Origin of the sequence: Kineosporia succinea (assembly GCF_030811555.1) — a bacterium.
Classification (GTDB): Bacteria; Actinomycetota; Actinomycetes; order Actinomycetales; family Kineosporiaceae; genus Kineosporia; species Kineosporia succinea.
In genome coordinates this window covers 8,004,238-8,018,539 of sequence record NZ_JAUSQZ010000001.1, presented here as the reverse complement: position 1 = coordinate 8,018,539, position 14,302 = coordinate 8,004,238, and the positions used below count along the sequence as shown (strand labels likewise).

The 14,302-nt window shown below is 68.5% G+C and carries 10 protein-coding genes and 2 pseudogenes; 5 read left to right on the top strand and 7 right to left on the bottom strand.

All coding sequences use genetic code 11. The features are described from left to right. Complete coding sequence (locus tag J2S57_RS35060; RefSeq protein ID WP_307250905.1) at window positions 1–426, bottom strand: hypothetical protein; 426 nt, start codon at window positions 424–426, stop codon at window positions 1–3. Between J2S57_RS35060 and J2S57_RS35055 the strand changes: the two genes are divergently transcribed. Then, window positions 413–691 (top strand): hypothetical protein, encoded by a 279-nt coding sequence (locus J2S57_RS35055; protein ID WP_307250904.1) that lies wholly within the window; start codon window positions 413–415, stop codon window positions 689–691. The genes J2S57_RS35060 and J2S57_RS35055 overlap by 14 nt on opposite strands. 97 nt (window positions 692–788) lie before the next feature. After that, entirely contained in the window at window positions 789–1,409 is a 621-nt protein-coding gene (locus J2S57_RS35050) for a cysteine hydrolase family protein (RefSeq protein WP_307250902.1), read from the top strand. A gap of 69 nt (window positions 1,410–1,478) precedes the next feature. Here the strand turns inward: J2S57_RS35050 and J2S57_RS35045 are convergent, their stop codons facing one another. Together J2S57_RS35045 and J2S57_RS35040 are read right to left on the bottom strand one after the other, a co-directional pair. Next, window positions 1,479–2,339, bottom strand: a complete 861-nt coding sequence (locus J2S57_RS35045; RefSeq protein ID WP_307250900.1) for an aldo/keto reductase — start codon at window positions 2,337–2,339, stop codon at window positions 1,479–1,481. 126 nt (window positions 2,340–2,465) lie between these two features. Continuing rightward, window positions 2,466–3,200 carry a TetR/AcrR family transcriptional regulator gene (locus J2S57_RS35040; protein WP_307250897.1) on the bottom strand — a complete coding sequence of 245 codons (735 nt, stop codon included), beginning with the start codon at window positions 3,198–3,200 and terminating at the stop codon, window positions 2,466–2,468. A 94-nt stretch (window positions 3,201–3,294) separates the two neighbouring features. Here J2S57_RS35040 and J2S57_RS35035 point away from each other — a divergent pair, with 94 nt between their 5' ends. Further along, complete coding sequence (locus J2S57_RS35035; protein WP_307250896.1) at window positions 3,295–3,921, top strand: hypothetical protein; 627 nt, start codon at window positions 3,295–3,297, stop codon at window positions 3,919–3,921. Window positions 3,922–3,974: 53 nt separating this feature from the next. Here the strand turns inward: J2S57_RS35035 and J2S57_RS35030 are convergent, their stop codons facing one another. Then, entirely contained in the window at window positions 3,975–4,592 is a 618-nt protein-coding gene (locus J2S57_RS35030; protein WP_307250894.1) for a kinetochore Spc7 family protein, read from the bottom strand. A gap of 321 nt (window positions 4,593–4,913) precedes the next feature. Then, entirely contained in the window at window positions 4,914–5,573 is a 660-nt protein-coding gene (locus J2S57_RS35025; RefSeq protein WP_307250892.1) for an MBL fold metallo-hydrolase, read from the bottom strand. Between J2S57_RS35025 and uvrA the strand changes: the two are divergent. Continuing rightward, window positions 5,572–8,625 (top strand): annotated as a pseudogene (uvrA, locus tag J2S57_RS35020) (excinuclease ABC subunit UvrA); the annotation flags it as partial. The gene J2S57_RS35025 and the pseudogene uvrA sit on opposite strands and share 2 nt — an antisense overlap. 191 nt (window positions 8,626–8,816) lie before the next feature. Here the strand turns inward: uvrA and J2S57_RS35560 are convergent. Further along, a pseudogene (locus J2S57_RS35560) lies at window positions 8,817–8,900 on the bottom strand (hypothetical protein); the annotation flags it as partial. Window positions 8,901–9,541: 641 nt separating this feature from the next. Here J2S57_RS35560 and J2S57_RS35015 point away from each other — a divergent pair. After that, a complete protein-coding gene (locus J2S57_RS35015; RefSeq protein ID WP_307250888.1) occupies window positions 9,542–9,967 on the top strand; it encodes an Rv1352/Rv1906c domain-containing protein in 426 nt (141 codons plus the stop codon). Window positions 9,968–10,374: 407 nt separating this feature from the next. Here J2S57_RS35015 and metH read toward each other — a convergent pair whose 3' ends face one another. Next, window positions 10,375–14,010: a methionine synthase gene (gene metH / locus J2S57_RS35010; protein WP_307250886.1), complete on the bottom strand. Its 3,636-nt coding sequence runs from the start codon at window positions 14,008–14,010 to the stop codon at window positions 10,375–10,377. Window positions 14,011–14,302: the final 292 nt, after the last annotated feature.

Genomic DNA, 14,302 nt, shown 5'->3' with positions numbered 1-14,302 from the left:
CTACTCGTAACACCCGGAATCGACCGTCTGCAAGGTGATCTCGGTGATCTTCGAGTCGGGGAAGGCCGTGTCGGAGTCCAGAGCGACGCGGTACTCGGCCTTCACCGGGGCACCGGGTGCGGTCACGTAGATCCGGCCGGGGCCGGTGTCGTTGCCGATCTGGTCGCCGTAGGCGTTGTGCAGTTGCGTGTAGGTACTGCCGATGGCGAGCCCGGTGTCGAGTTTCGCCGCCTGCGTGACGTCGATGATGATCAGCTGGTCGTCGGTGAAGTACAGGTAATGCACGCCGCTGCCCTTGGCCCCGGTGTACTGCTCACAGGTCTCGTCGGGCGACTCCTCGGTGCGCTCGCCCACCAGCCCGAGGGCCTTGGCCTGTTTGAGGGAGACCCCCAGCCGCAGCTCGCCCAGGCCCGTGTCGGAGAGCACCGGGCTCTCGTCTGCGGCCCTGGCCGGGCTCGCCGACGCCGAACTCGCGCCCACCGGGGCCGACGCCGCGTCCGGCGAGGGGGGTGACGCCGGGTTCTCGCCGCTACCCGAACTCGCCCCGGCGCACGCGACCATAGTGAAGAGGCCCGCGAGCAGGAGCATCGTGCCCAGCACCACTCCTCCCCGTGTGCCCATGCCGAGCGCTCCCGCTGTCGCCCTGATGGCCGTGCTGGTCATGCCGCTCACCGTCCCGCTGCCGAAGTGAATCCCGCTCCTTCTCCCCACAACACGCACGACCGCGCCCTATGGTTGTCACGACCGACGAAGATTCTTGGCCCGAAGAAGCAGCCGAAGGAGTCGTCATGTCCGGCAGCCCAGGTCTCACCGACGCGTCCACCATCGCGCTCGTGCTCATCGAGTACCAGAACGATTTCACCAGCGAGGGCGGTGTGCTGCACGAGGCCGTCGCGCCGGTGATGGCGGCCAACGGGATGCTGGGCAAGACCGGGCAGGTGGTGGACGCAGCCCGCGCTGCGGGAGTCACGGTGATGCACGCGCCGATCTCGTTCGCCGAGGGCTATCACGAGATCAGTGCGCACCCGTACGGCATCCTCAAGGGCGTGGTCGACGGCAAGGCCTTCGTGAAGGGCTCGTGGGGTGCCGCGATCGTCGACGAACTGGCGCCCCGGGCCGGTGACATCGTGATCGAGGGCAAACGTGGGCTCGACACCTTCGCCAGCACGAACCTGGATTTCATCCTGCGCAGCAAGGGGATTCGCACGATCGCCCTGGGCGGGTTCCTCACCAATTGCTGTGTCGAGTCGACGATGCGCAGCGGTTACGAGAACGGCTACCGGGTGATCACGCTGTCCGACTGCACGGCGGCCACGTCCGTCGAGGAGCACGAGAACGCGCTGCGTTTCGACTTCCCGATGTTCTCGGTGCCCACGACGGCGGAGGAGTTCGTCGCCGGTCTGAGGTGACAACAGCATTGAGGACGGGGCGGTCGCCCGGCGACCACCACGTCCTCAATGCCGTTGGTGCGGTGGGGATCAGATCGCGTCGGCGAGCGTCCGGAACTCGTCGTCGGTGAGCGTGACGTCGGCGCCGCCCAGGTTCTCCTCGAGGTGGGAGACCGACGAGGTGCCGGGGATCGGCACCATGACGGGGGAGCGGCGCAGCAGCCACGCGAGGGCCAGCTGGGACGTGGTGGTGCCCGGGTGGTTGCCCGCGACCTTCTCCAGCGGACCGCCCGGACGGGCCAGCGAACCGGCGTTCACCGGGGCCCACGGGATGAACGCAATGCCCTGCTGCTCGCAGTAGTCGAGAACGTCCTCGGCCTTGCGGTCGCCCAGGTTGTAGCGGTTCTGGACGGAGGCGACCGGGAGACCGGCCTCCTGCGCGGCCTTGATCTCCTCGACGCTCACCTCGGACAGGCCGACCTGCAGGGCCAAGCCCTCGTCGACGAACTTCTTCACCTCGGCGAAGGTCTCCTCGCGCGGGGTCTTGCGGTCGATGCGGTGCAGCTGCCAGAGCGGGATCTGCTCCAGCCCCAGCCGACGCAGCGACATCAGGATGCACTGACGGAGATACTCCGGACGGCCCAGCGGGGGCCAGACGTCGGGACCGCTGCGGGTGAGCCCGCCCTTGGTCGCGATGACGACGTCGCCGTACCCGGTGCCGTCGTGGAGGGCCTCCTTGATCAGGTCCTCGGAGATGTAGGGACCGTACGAGTCGGCGGTGTCGATGAAGTCGACACCGAGTTCGACGGCCCGGCGCAGCACGCGGATCGCCTCGTCGTGGTCTTTCGGCGGGCCCCAGATGCCGTCGCCCGTGATGCGCATCGCGCCGTACCCGAGCCGGTGCACCTTCTTGCCGCCGAGCTCGATCGTGCCGCTGTCAGCCACTGCCATGCGGTTCTGCCTCCTGGTCCTACGGTTGCCCCGTGCCTGTCCGGTCTACCCGGCGCGGGACGGCGGCGCTCGTCGAGCGTGCGCTGATCATGGGCAACCCGGAGGGACGCGGAGTGCTTCCCGCTCTCAGCCGCGTTCCGCGATCCGTTCCAGCCACCGCTCCAGCAGGGCCTCCTCGGCGGTCTCCAGAACTCCGCTGCCCGACAGGGCCAGCTGCGAGCGCAGCCGGCGGGCCGCGTCCACCGTCGGATCGGTGTCGGTGCCGACGGCGGGCCGGGTCAGGATCGCGCCGAAGACGGCGTCCCGGGAACGGTGGGACAGTGCCTCGTCGAACAGGGCGGGCTGGGCGATCCGGCTCAGGGCGACCCCGACGTTGGCCGAAAGGATCAGCTGTGCGGCGTGATTCACGTCGGTGCGCAGGGCGCCGACCGCGGAGCAGCGCAGCAGTGCGGCCTCGACCAGGCCCAGGATCTCGCGCCGGGCGCGGCTGTTCGAGTGCGGGCGAGGGGCGAACATCAGCTGGTAGAGCGCGGGGTTGGTGGCCGCGAAGCGCATGTGGTCGTCCCAGCCGGCGTACAGGTCCGTGACGGGGTCGTCCGTGCGGGCCAGCTGGGCCTTGTGCCGGGCGTAGCGCTCGAAACCGGCGTCGGCCACGGCGTCGAGAAGGCCACGTTTGTCGCCGAACAGGCGGTACAGGCGGGGCTGGGTGACGCCGACCGCCTCACAGACCGCGCGGGTGGAGATGTCGTGGTCGGCGGAGGCGGCCAGCAGGCGCTCCGCGGCCTCGACCATGGCCGCCCGGAGAGACGCGTCGTCGTCCGCCTTCGGTGTGCGCGTGGAGGAGGAGGGCGACGTCGGCATGGATCGATGATACGTGCCCTTGGTATCGGCGGTTCGTCGTGCACGCGTGATGCACTCGTGAGGGTTGGTTGCCAGGCTGGGTAAAACTCTCCTCATGCGTGATTATGTCTCCTGGCACGATGCCTACGACGACCCGTCCTCGGCCCTGTCGTGGCGGTTGTCGCGGGTGCGGCATCACATCGGCCTGGTGCTGGATGCTCGTCCGGGACCGGTGACGGCGGTCAGCCTGTGCGCGGGGGACGGGCGGGACCTGATCGGGGTGCTGTCGGCGCGGGCCGACGCCGATCGGGTCGGGGTGACGCTGGTCGAGATCGATCCGGTGCTCGCGGCGCGGGCTGTGGCTGCCGCCGAGGGACTGCGCGTCTCGGTGCTCACCCGGGATGCGGGTGATGCCTCGACCTACGCCGGGATTGTGCCGGCTGATCTGGTGCTCATGGTCGGGATCTTCGGCAACATCAGCGACGCCGACCTGGAGAACCTGATCCGGGCGGCGCCTGGCTTCTGCCGTCCGGGGGCGACGTTGTTGTGGTCACGAGGGCGGGACGCCGACATCGGCGACCGGAACGAGACGGTGCGGAACTGGTTCGGGCAGGCCGGATTCCGGGAGGTGGCCTACGAGGCTCGTGAGGGTGGTGAACGGGCCGCGATGGGGGTGGTGCAGTACGAGGGCGAGGCTGTCGAGCTGGATGCGGCGCGGCGATTGTTCACGTTCGTGCGCTGACTGCTGGGCGGGACGGAGGGGCGTGTGCTGTTTGGCCCCTCCGTCCGGCGCTGCTACTGGTTCACCTTGACCGCCGTGACGAGCGTGGTGAGCATGCTGAGGATCTTTTCCTGACCGGTGCGCATTTCCTGCATCTCGGAGCGGAGCGAGCCGACGTCGGTCTTGAGGCCTGCGACGTCGGTCTTGAGTTCCGAGACATCGGTTTTGAGTTCGGCGACGTCGGTCTTGAGGACGGCGACGTCGGTCTTGAGTACCGTGACGTCGGTCTTGAGTTCGGCGACATCCGTCTTCAGAACAGCGACGTCGGTCTTGAGCTCGAAGACGTCCGTTTTCAGCACGGCGACATCGGATTTCAGGACAGTGACGTCGGATTTGAGCTCGGTCACGTCGGTCTTGAGGACCGTGACGTCGGACTGCAGGCGCCGCAGGAGGCCCGTGTGCTCATTCAGGGTGTCACCGTGAACGATGAGCATCCGGGTGTGCTGTTTCTGCTGTTCCCGGATGCCCCGAAGCACGATCCCGTGGCCGTGCTGCTGTTCTTGCAACCCCTGCAGCATGCGGGTGTGCGAGCGCACCAAGGTTGCGACCGAGCCCCCGGGATCGGTGGCGGAAGCGCCCTCCACCCGTAATCCGTGCTCTTCGGCCGCCATGCGGTTGTGCGGTGTTGTCATCACTGAGCCCCGTCTCAACGCGAACACTGTAGCTGTGTGAGCAGGCCGGGCAACCGTCCGTCGATGACGGATGCCGCGAGCTGCCGGTACGAGCGCTGTGGCGCCCTCGTCCTCTCGGACACGCCCAACCCGATTCTGTGGCCGGCTGATCGGCAATATGACACACGAATTGTGCTTATCCCAATTCGATCGGCAAGCCACGGGTCGGGTTCGATGGGGCTGTGAGGGGTCGCGGCCGGCTGAGGAGCCGAGGGTGTGCAGGGGGAGGGGCGGGTGATGTTCCGGTGCGGACCCGTCGAAATCGGCCCGCACCGGCAGACTTCACCAGCCGCGCTCGCGCCACTGCGGCAGGCTCGGGCGCTCGGCGCCGAGCGTGGTGTCCTTGCCGTGGCCCGGGTAGATCCAGGTCTCGTCCGGATAGGCGTTGAACAGGCGCTCTTCCACGTCGCCGATCAGCGAGCTGAAGGCGTCACCGTCGAACGTCTTACCCACTCCGCCCGGGAACAGGCTGTCCCCGGTGAAAGCGTGCACGCTGCCGTCGGGGCTGGTCAGCACCAGCGTGACCGAACCGGGCGTGTGACCGCGCAGGTGCACGACGTCGAGCGTGAGCTCGCCCACGGCCACCGTGTCACCGTGCCGCAGTCGCACGTCGGGCTTCACCGGCAGGGCGTCCGCGTCGTCCTCGCCGGCCAGCGTCGGGGCCTTCGTGACCTCGGCGATCTCGGCCAGGGCGCGGTGGTGGTCCCAGTGCTGGTGCGTGGTGACGATGCCGCGCAGCGGTCCGCCACCCTCGCCGATCAGCGTGCTCACGCGCTCGGCGTCGTCGGCGGCGTCGATCAGCAACTGGTCCCCGGTCGCCCGGCACGTGATCAGGTACGCGTTGTTGTCCTGGGGCGAAACGCTCGCCTTCCGGATCACCGCGTCGGGGAGCTCGCGGACGTCCGCGGGTCCTCCGGGGGTGACTTCTCCGTTGTAGACCATGGACATACCCTGCCATCCCGTCGGGCGCGGACCGGTCCGTCGGCGCAGGGCGTGGCCGGGGTTCTACGTCGCGTTGTTGTTCATGGGTCCGATGGGCAAGAACGGGCAGAGGTGCCGGGGCAGGTGCGCAGCTGCGGCTTTCGGGCTGTCAATGGTGGACGCGTCGGTCGCCCCGGGTGGGCAACCCGGACTTTTCCTACCCGGTCGGGGCGGCTGTTCGAACGGGTGTGCCAGTTCGACGCGAAGACTGTCGGTGGGGGCACCTAGAGTGTCGTGCGTGAGTGACCGACTTATCGTTCGCGGAGCCCGCGAGCACAACCTCAAGGATGTCTCGCTCGATCTTCCTCGTGACGCGCTGGTGGTTTTCACCGGCCTGTCCGGGTCGGGCAAGTCGTCCCTGGCGTTCGACACGATCTTCGCCGAGGGGCAGCGCCGGTACGTCGAGTCGCTGTCCGCCTATGCCCGCCAGTTCCTCGGGCAGATGGACAAACCCGATGTCGACTTCATCGAGGGCCTGTCGCCGGCCGTCTCGATCGACCAGAAGTCGACGTCGAGAAACCCGCGCTCCACGGTGGGCACGATCACCGAGGTGTACGACTACCTGCGTCTGCTCTGGGCGCGGGCGGGGCGGGCCCACTGCCCGATCTGCGGTGAGGCGATCACCAAGCAGACGCCGCAGCAGATCGTCGACCGGTTGCTCGACCTGCCCGAGGGCACGCGCTTCCAGGTGCTGGCCCCGGTGGTCCGGGCGCGCAAGGGCGAGTTCGTCGACCTGTTCGCCGACCTGCAGACCAAGGGGTTCTCCCGGGCCCGGGTCGACGGTGAAGTGGTCTCGCTCGCTGATTCCCCCACGCTCGACAAGCGTTACAAGCACACCATCGAGGTCGTCGTCGACCGGCTGGCGGTGAAGTCCACGGCCAAGCAGCGTCTCACCGATTCGGTCGAGACCGCCCTGCAGCTGGCCAGCGGCATCGTGATCGCCGACCTGGTCGACGAGCCCGAGGGGGCCCCCGACCGCGAGCGCCGCTTCAGCGAGAAGATGGCGTGCCCGAACGAGCACCCGATCGCGATCGATGACATCGAGCCGCGGGTGTTCTCGTTCAACAACCCGTTCGGCGCGTGCCCCGAGTGCACCGGTATCGGCACCAAGCTCGAGGTCGACCCCGAGCTGCTGGTGCCCGACGAAGACCTGACCCTGGCCGAGGGCGCGATCGTTCCCTGGACGCAGGGGTCGGCCGAGTACTTCCTGCGCCTGATGAAGGCGCTGGGCAAAGACCTCGGCTTCACCGTGAACACGCCCTGGCGGGCGCTGCCCGAGCGGGCGAAGAAAGCCCTGCTCGATGGGCAGGACTACCAGGTCCATGTGAAGTTCAAGAACCGTTTCGGCCGGGAACGCTCGTACACCACCGGTTTCGAGGGTGTCGTCCCGTTCATCCAGCGCCGGCACTCGGAGACCGAGTCCGACTGGAGCCGTGAGCGGTACGAGGGCTTCATGCGCCAGATCCCATGCCCGGTGTGCCGGGGGTCGCGTCTGCGTCCCGAGGTGCTGGCGGTCACGGTCGGCGGGCGTTCCATCGCCGACGTCTGCGCGCTGCCCCTGCGTGAGGCTGCCGAGTTCCTGAACTCGCTCGAGCTGACCAAGCGCGAGAAGCAGATCGCCGACCAGGTGCTGAAGGAGATCCACGCCCGGGTGGGCTTCCTGCTCGACGTGGGCCTGGAGTACCTGAGCCTCGACCGAGCGGCGGGCACGTTGTCCGGTGGTGAGGCGCAGCGCATCCGCCTGGCCACGCAGATCGGGTCGGGGCTGGTGGGCGTGCTCTACGTGCTCGACGAGCCGAGCATCGGTCTGCACCAGCGCGACAACCGGCGCCTGATCGACACTCTCACGCGCTTGCGTAACCTGGGCAACACGCTGATCGTGGTCGAGCACGACGAAGACACGATCCGTGCCGCCGACTGGGCGGTCGACATCGGCCCGGGCGCGGGTGAGCACGGTGGTCACGTCGTGCACTCCGGCACCGTGAAAGATCTGTACGAGCACCCCGAGTCGCTCACCGGCATGTATCTGTCGGGCCGCAAGGCGATCGAGATCCCGGCCGTGCGGCGTCCGCGTGACCCGAAGCGTCAGCTCACCGTGGTCGGTGCCCGCGAGCACAACCTCAAGGGTCTGGACGTCTCGTTCCCGCTGGGCTGCTTGGTGTCGGTCACCGGGGTCAGCGGCTCTGGAAAGTCCACGCTGGTCAACGACATCCTCTACACCGTGCTGGCGAACAAGCTGAACGGCGCCCGCCAGGTGGCTGGCCGGCACAAGACGGTGAAGGGCCTGGAGCACCTCGACAAGGTGGTGCACGTCGACCAGAGCCCGATCGGCCGCACGCCGCGGTCCAACCCGGCCACCTACACCGGTGTCTGGGACCACGTCCGCAAGCTGTTCGCGCAGACCCAGGAGGCGAAGGTCCGCGGCTACCAGCCGGGCCGGTTCTCGTTCAACGTCAAGGGTGGTCGCTGCGAGGCGTGCTCCGGTGACGGCACGATCAAGATCGAGATGAACTTCCTGCCCGACGTGTACGTGCCGTGCGAGGTCTGCCACGGGGCGCGGTACAACCGCGAGACCCTCGAGGTGCACTTCAAGGGCAAGACCGTGGCTGACGTGCTCGACATGCCGATCGAGGAGGCCGCCGACTTCTTCGACGCCGTCCCCGCGATCGCGCGTCACCTGCGCACGCTGGTCGACGTCGGCCTGGGCTACGTGCGGCTCGGTCAGTCCGCGCCGACGCTGTCGGGTGGTGAGGCGCAGCGCGTGAAGCTGGCCAGTGAGCTGCAGAAACGCTCGACCGGCCGCAGCATCTACGTGCTCGACGAGCCGACCACGGGTCTGCACTTCGAGGACATCCGCAAGCTGCTGGGCGTGCTGCAGGGCCTGGTCGACAAGGGCAACTCGGTGCTGGTCATCGAGCACAACCTCGACGTGATCAAGTCGTCCGACTGGATCGTCGACCTCGGTCCCGAGGGCGGCAGCGGCGGCGGCACCCTGGTCGCCGAGGGCACGCCCGAAGATGTCGCGGCGGTGCCGGAGAGCCACACCGGCCGGTTCCTGGCCGACATCCTCGAGATCGACAACCCGAACGCGGTCGAGGGGCGGGTCGCGGCGATCAAGAAGTCGCGGTCGGTCGCGGCCGAGTCCACCGGTACCCGGAAGACGGCCAGCACCAAGGCCGTACCGGCGAAGGTGGCCCCGGCCAAGACCGCTCCGGCCAAGGTCGCCCCGGCCAAGGCAGCACCGGTGAAGGCCGCTGCGGTCAAGAAGGCCCCGGCGAAGAAGGCCACTCCGGCGGCCCGGTCGCCGCGCACCGCGGCCAAGCGGATCGACCTCGAGGGTGGCGAGAAGGTGAGCACCCGGCGCCGCTGACGGTGGGCGCCATCCGAAGTCGCTGATCGGACGCCGGGATCGGACGCCGAGATCGGACGCCGGGATCGGACAGCGACCGATCTCGGCTCACCGTGCTGGTCGTGACCACGACCAGCACGGTGAGCCGGGGGTGTGAGCCGGGGGTGTGAGCCGGGGGTGTGAGCCGGGGGTGTGAGCCGGGGGTGTGAGCCGGGGGTGTGAGCCGGGGGTGTGAGCCGGGGGTGTGAACCCGGGGGGTGTGAGCCGGGGGGTGTGAACCCGGTACTGCGACTGCGTGGTGGCCGATGGTCTCGTCGCGCGAGCCGTCACCGACCCAGAATCCGCACCCTCGATGGCTACCGGACAGGTGGGTTCAGTCCGTCCGTGCTCGGCAGCCAGGGCTTATCAGGGCGTGGCGCCGTAGCCTGCCGGTCCCCAGCGGGGAGCGGACGGCTGCTTCGTCCACCGCTCTGACGTCCGAGCAAGCGCCTGTTTCACCCGGAACAAGCTAGAACCGGCGCGGTTGACGCCTTCTCGTGGCCACCGCCATGATCTGGCATCACGAAACAGGAGAGCAGGCATGAACACGCGTCGGATCAGTGCGGGCGTCATCCTCGTGGCCGGTGGCGTTCTGCTGACCGGCTGCACCGGCAGCCCAGCGCAGGGCGAGAGCAACCCGTCTGCGGATGGTTACTCGGCCTTGCCCACCCGCTCGCCGCTGGTGTTCGAGACGCACACCCCGGCGACGACCCCCGCGTCCACCATTGGAGCGGGCAGTTACGTGGTGGGCCAGGACGTCGAGCTGGGGCGTTACTCGGCCGGCGACGACGTCGTCGCCCAGTGCCGCTGGCTACAGACCGACGACGAGGGAAACCTGCTGGACGCCGACGACGCGAACCGCCCGACGCAGGTGCTGACCCTCAGCAGCGAAGGTACGAAGCTCGTGGTGGCGGGGGACGACTGCGTGTTCACGCGTCTGCCGGACGGAGAAGCCGGAAACTCCTGAGGCTGAAGAGCGTCCGGCCCGTCAGGGCGAACCGTGGTCAGAGCGAACCGTGGTCAGGGCCGGCTCACTTGAAGTACTGCCAGACCACGTAGATGACCAGGAGAATGATCAGGATTTCCATGGGTGGGCACCTCTCGGTACGTGCAGGGAAGGGGTGCACCCATGGTCGGCGCGTGATGTGCGCGCCCGGAATGCCCGATGCCGCGCGACGGCACATCGGGTTCCGACAGCATCCACGCTGACGGCGTTCAGGTCTGGCCTGAACTGGAACGACGGGCAACTGAAGGTCACTGAAGCGCTGCCGCCGGCGTGAAAGCGACCGTGATCACGTTTGATTCGCCGATGGCACCGTGACCGGACCGGAGTCCGGGGATGCCGGCGCAACGAGCCGGCATCCCCGTAGGTCTCTACTCCGGCTCGTACGCCAGGGTCGGGCGCAGCAGCTTCTCGGTCTCGGCCCGGGTCAGGCCCCGGCGCCGGGCGTAGTCCTCGATCTGGTCGCGCCCCAGACGGCCCACGGTGAAGTACCGCGACGACGGGTGCGCGAAGATCAGGCCACTGACCGCGGCGGCCGGCAGCATCGCGTAGCTCTCGGTCAGCGTGATGCCCACCTGACCGGCCTTCAGCAGGTCGAAAAGCTCACCCTTGAGCCCGTGATCGGGCGAGGCCGGGTAACCCAGAGCCGGGCGGATACCGCGGAACCGCTCGGCGTGCAGGTCTTCCAGTGCCGGCTGGGCGTCGGGCTCGAACCACTCCCGGCGCACCTGCAGGTGCAGGTACTCGGCGAACGCCTCGGCCAGCCGGTCGGCCAGGGCCTTGACCATGATGGAGCGGTAGTCGTCGTTCTGGGCCTCGTACGACGCCGCCAGCTTGTCGGCCCCGTGGATCGCCACGGCGAAACCGCCCAGATGGTCGCCGGATCCGGCGGGTGCGACGTAGTCGGCCAGTGAACGGTTAGGCCGCCCGTCGGGTTTCACCGTCTGCTGGCGCAGCATCGGGAACCGGGGACCGTCTTCGAGGATGATGTCGTCACCGTCGGAGTGGGCGGGCCAGAAGCCGTACGACCCCTGCGCGGTGAAGTGACCGGCCTCGATGATCTCGTCGAGCAGACTCTGGGCGTCGTCCCACAGTTCCTTCGCCGCGGGCTGTTCCATGATGGCCGGGTACTTGCCCTTGAGCCCCCAGGCCAGGAACAGGAACGTCCAGTCGACCATGGCGCGCAGGTCGTTCAGGTCGGGCTCGACCGTACGCACGCCGGTGAAGGCCGGTGTCGGGATGTCGCTGAAGTCGACCTTCTCGGCGTTGGCCCGGGCCTGGCTGAACGGCAGCAGCGGGTTGGCGCGGCGGTTGGCGTGCGCCACCCGCAGGCGCTCCTGCTCGGTGCGGGTCTCGTCGACGAAGCCCGGGGCCTGCTCGGCGCTCAGCAGCTTCGACGTCACCCCGACCACCCGTGACGCGTCGAGCACGTGCACGGTCGCGCCCTCGTAGGCCGGCGCGATGCGCACGGCCGTGTGCTGCCGGGACGTGGTGGCCCCGCCGATGAGCAACGGCATCGTCATGCCCCGCCGTTGCATCTCCTCGGCCACGTTGACCATCTCGTCGAGTGACGGCGTGATCAGGCCGGAAAGGCCCACCGCGTCCGCGTTCTCGGCCAGCGCGGTGTCCAGGATCTTGGCCGCGGGCACCATGACGCCGAGGTCGATGACGTCGTAGTTGTTGCAGCCCAGCACCACGCCGACGATGTTCTTGCCGATGTCGTGGACGTCGCCCTTGACCGTGGCGAGCACGACCTTGCCCTGGTGCGAACGGTTCGACGACACCGTGCCCAGACGCAGCGCCTCGGCCTTCTCGGCCTCCATGTACGGCTCGAGGTAGGCCACGGCCCGCTTCATCACCCGGGCGCTCTTGACCACCTGCGGCAGGAACATCTTGCCGGCGCCGAACAGGTCGCCGACGACCTTCATGCCGTCCATCAGCGGCCCCTCGATGACCTCCAGCGGACGCGCCGTCTGCTGACGGGCCTCCTCGGTGTCGTCTTCGATGAAGTCCACGATGCCGTGCACCAGGGCATGGGTGAGGCGCTCGCCGACCGGGCCCTCCCGCCACGACAGGTCGACCACGCGCTTGGTGCCCGAACCGCTCACCGTGCCCGCGAACGTCACCAGGCGGTCGGTGGCGTCGTCACGCCGGTTGAAGAGGACGTCTTCGATCAGTTCGAGCAGGTCTTTCGGGATGTCTTCGTAGACCGCGAGCTGACCGGCGTTCACGATGCCCATGTCGAGTCCCGCGCGCACCGCGTGGAACAGGAACGCCGAGTTCATCGCCTCGCGCACCACGTTGTTGCCGCGGAAGGCGAACGACAGGTTGGAGATACCGCCGCTGATCTTCGCGCCCGGGCACCGCTCCTTGATGCGCGGCAGGGCGTCGATGAACTCCTTGGCGTAGCCGTTGTGCTCGGCCATGCCGGTGGCGACGGCGAGCACGTTCGGGTCGAAGATGATGTCCTCGGCCGGGAACCCGACCTTCTGCGTGAGCAGGTCGTAGGCGCGGCCGCAGACCTCGACCTTGCGGTCGGCGGTGTCGGCCTGACCGGTCTCGTCGAAGGCCATCACCACGACCCCCGCTCCGTAGCGGCGGATCTGGCGGGCGTGGTCGAGGAAGACCTCTTCGCCCTCCTTCATGCTGATCGAGTTGACGATGCCCTTGCCCTGCAGGCACTGCAGGCCGGCCTCGAGCACCGACCACTTCGAGCTGTCGACCATCACCGGGATGCGCGCGACCTCCGGCTCGGTCGCGATCAGGTTGAGGAACGTGACCATCGCCTGCTCGCTGTCGAGCAGGTCGGCGTCCATGTTGACGTCGAGCACGTTGGCGCCGCCGCGCACCTGGTCGAGGGCGACCTCGACCGCGGTCTGGTAGTCGTCGGCCTCGATCAGACGGCGGAACTTCGCCGAGCCGGTGACGTTGGTGCGCTCGCCGATCATCACGAAACCCGTGGTGTCGGTGATGTTCATCGGCTCCAGGCCGCTGAACCGGCTCTGCTGCGGGATCTGCGGCAGCGCCCGCGGCTTGAGGCCCTTGACCCGCTCGGCGATCTTCGCGATGTGGGCCGGGGTGGTGCCGCAGCATCCGCCGACCAGGTTGACCAGGCCCTGATCGGCGAATTCGCCGATCAGGCGACTGGTTTCGTCGGGGCTCTCCTCGTACTCGCCGAACGAGTTCGGCAGGCCGGCGTTCGGGTGGCTGGCCGTGTAGGTGCCGGCGAGCCGTGCCAGTTCGACCACGTGAGGCCGCATCTCGGTGGCCCCCAGCGAGCAGTTCACGCCCACGACGAGGGGGTTCGCGTGCTCGATCGAGCGCCAGAAGGCCTCGACGGTCTGCCCGGAGAGCGTGCGGCCGCTCAGGTCGACGATGGTCACGGAGAACCAGATCGGCAGTTCGGGCGCCACGTCGCGGGCGGCGGCCAGGGCCGCTTTGGCGTTCAGCGTGTCGAAGATGGTCTCGACCAGCAGCAGGTCGACCCCGCCGTCGCGCAGGGCCTCGATCTGCTCCGCGTACGAGGCGTGCACCTGCTCGAACGTCACGGCGCGGTACGCCGGATCTTCCACCTTCGGCGACAGCGACAGCGTCACGTTCAGCGGGCCCACCGAACCGGCCACGTAGCGGGGGACGCCCGTGTCCCGCTCGGCCTCGTCGGCGGCCTGCCGGGCGATGCGCGCGGCCTCGAGGTTCATCTCGCGCACCATCGGCTCGAGGCCGTAGTCGGCCTGCCCGATGCTGGTCGCGGTGAAGGTGTTGGTGGTCGTGATGTCGGCGCCTGCGGCCAGGTACTGCCGGTGCACGTCGAGCACGACGTGCGGCGCGGTGATGTTCAGCAGGTCGGGGTCGCCGGTGACGTCTTTCGGATGACCGGCCAGCCGTTCGGTCTGGTAGTCGGACGGCGACAGCTTCGCGTTCTGGAACATGGTGCCCCAGGCCCCGTCGAGCACGGCGATCCGGCTCTCCAGCAGGTCGCGCAGTGCGCCTGTTCGGTTCTCACTCATCCTGCAACCCCACTCCGACACGGACTCGACACGTTCTGAGAGGGGCGCCCTTGTGCTGTACGGAGCCTCCGGTGAGCGTGGCGGGCACCCGTGGCGGGGCCCGTTGCAGCGCCTCTCACCGGCGGCCGACCAACAAGTTTACGAGGTAAGGGCCGAGATGCCGAGTCGTGGGGGACCAATGGGGTGATATGGCGCCAGTCGCAGGTCACTTCCGCAGGTGCCGGCCTCGCGGTGGAGTCCGAATGGTGGACGCGTCGGGGCGGGGACGCCGGTGACGCCGACGGAATCCGGG

Bases quoted from the DNA above. Each gene is read 5' to 3' on its own strand.
- J2S57_RS35050 (WP_307250902.1), top strand. From the start codon at position 789: ATGTCCGGCAGCCCAGGTCTCACCGACGCGTCCACCATCGCGCTCGTG.
- J2S57_RS35045 (WP_307250900.1), bottom strand. From the start codon at position 2,339: ATGGCAGTGGCTGACAGCGGCACGATCGAGCTCGGCGGCAAGAAGGTG.
- J2S57_RS35040 (WP_307250897.1), bottom strand. From the start codon at position 3,200: ATGCCGACGTCGCCCTCCTCCTCCACGCGCACACCGAAGGCGGACGAC.
- J2S57_RS35035 (WP_307250896.1), top strand. From the start codon at position 3,295: ATGCGTGATTATGTCTCCTGGCACGATGCCTACGACGACCCGTCCTCG.
- J2S57_RS35030 (WP_307250894.1), bottom strand. From the start codon at position 4,592: ATGACAACACCGCACAACCGCATGGCGGCCGAAGAGCACGGATTACGG.
- J2S57_RS35025 (WP_307250892.1), bottom strand. From the start codon at position 5,573: ATGGTCTACAACGGAGAAGTCACCCCCGGAGGACCCGCGGACGTCCGC.
- J2S57_RS35015 (WP_307250888.1), top strand. From the start codon at position 9,542: ATGAACACGCGTCGGATCAGTGCGGGCGTCATCCTCGTGGCCGGTGGC.
- metH (WP_307250886.1), bottom strand. From the start codon at position 14,010: ATGAGTGAGAACCGAACAGGCGCACTGCGCGACCTGCTGGAGAGCCGG.